The organism is Actinocorallia aurantiaca, from assembly GCF_039533685.1.
GTDB lineage: Bacteria > Actinomycetota > Actinomycetes > Streptosporangiales > Streptosporangiaceae > Actinocorallia > Actinocorallia aurantiaca.
Window position 1 is genome coordinate 161,611 of record NZ_BAAATZ010000029.1, and the last position, 1,486, is coordinate 163,096.

A 1,486-nucleotide genomic window follows, 5' to 3' on the forward strand; every position below is an offset into this window, starting at 1 on the left:
GTCGTCGACGAGGTGCGCCGGGGGGCTGCTCAGGGCTCGAGGCCGCCCCGGCTGATGAGCTGCCGGACGATGACGTCGCGCTGGATCTCGTTGGTGCCCTCGCCGACGATCATGAGGGGCGCGTCGCGGAAGTAGCGCTCCACGTCGAACTCGGTGGAATAGCCGTAGCCGCCGTGGACGCGCACGGCGTTCAGCGCGATCTCCATGGCGGTCTCGGACGCGAAGAGCTTGGCCATGCCGGCCTCCATGTCGCAGCGCTCGCCGGAGTCGAGCCGTTCGGCGGCGTGCAGGACGAGCTGGCGGGCGGCGGTGAGCTTGGTGGCCATGTCGGCGAGGTGATTGCCGATGGACTGGTGCTTCCAGATCGGCTTGCCGAAGCTCTCGCGCTCCTGGGCGTAGCGCAGGGCGTCCTCGAAGGCCGCCCTGCCGACGCCGAGGGCGCGGGCGGCGACCTGGATCCGTCCGGTCTCGAGGCCCTTCATCATCTGGCCGAAGCCCTTGCCCTCGACCCCGCCGAGCACGGCGTCGGCGGGGGCCCGGTGGCCGTCGAAGACGAGTTCGCAGGACTCCACGCCCTTGTAACCGAGCTTGGGCAGGTCGCGGGAGACGGTGAGGCCGGGCCCGTGTTCGATGAGCAGGATGCTGATGCCCTTGTGGGCGGGCTCGGCCTCGGGGTCGGTCTTGCACAGCAGCGCGATGAGCCGGGAGCGCCGCGCGTTGCTGATCCACGTCTTGGAACCGCTGACGACGTACCCGTCGCCGTCGCGGCGGGCGGTCGTCGTCATGGCCTGCAGGTCGGAGCCGCCGCCGGGCTCCGTCAGCGCCATGGTCGCGCGGACCTCCCCGGTCGCCATGCGCGGCAGATATCGCTGCTTCTGCTCCTCGGTCCCGAAGGCCAGCAGCAGCTTGGCCACGACGGTGTGCCCGCCCATGGCCCCGGCCAGGCTCATCCACCCCCGCGACAGCTCTTCGGTGACCAGCGCGTAGCAGGGCGTCGAGACCAGCACCTCCCCGTACGGCTCGGGGATGGCCAGCCCGTAGATCCCGAGCTCCTTCATCTGCTCGATGAGCTCCTCGGGGTAGGCGTCGGCGTGCTCGAGCTCCCGCACGACCGGCTTGACCTCCCGGTCGACCCACTCGCGGACGGTCGCGACGACCGCCTTCTCCTCCTCGCCCAGCCCGCCCATGCCGTTCCTCTCCCTCCGCGGAGAACCGGGCGGTCCGCCCGCTCTCGGCCCTTCCGTGCCCTGGGGAGCCTAAGTCACGGCTGCGGAGTCCGGTGCGGGCAGGAGGGCGCAGTGGCGGCACGCCCGGGCGGAGGAGGCGATGCCGGCGTGCGAGGCGAGCGCGAGGACGACGGTCAGCGCGGTCAGGAGCCAGTTCGCGGCCAGTGCCGAGGCGGCGGCGAGGGCCAGGGCGCTGACCGCCACGGCCGCGGCGGCGGCCGTGCCCGTCCAGGCGACGGCCAGGGGTAGCCGTTCGGGGG

2 protein-coding genes are annotated in these 1,486 nt (G+C 72.4%); both read right to left on the reverse strand.

Translation table 11 applies throughout. The features are described from left to right. Window positions 1-29 precede the first annotated feature (29 nt). The gene (locus ABD327_RS28650) at window positions 30-1,187 is read right to left on the reverse strand and encodes an acyl-CoA dehydrogenase family protein (protein ID WP_344454808.1); all 1,158 of its coding nucleotides are present in this window, start codon (window positions 1,185-1,187) and stop codon (window positions 30-32) included. A 69-nt stretch (window positions 1,188-1,256) separates the two neighbouring features. Further along, window positions 1,257-1,486: hypothetical protein (locus tag ABD327_RS28655; RefSeq protein WP_344454811.1), on the reverse strand; the 230-nt coding region annotated here is incomplete at its 5' end.

Bases quoted from the DNA above. Each gene is read 5' to 3' on its own strand.
- ABD327_RS28650 (WP_344454808.1), bottom strand. From the start codon at position 1,187: ATGGGCGGGCTGGGCGAGGAGGAGAAGGCGGTCGTCGCGACCGTCCGC.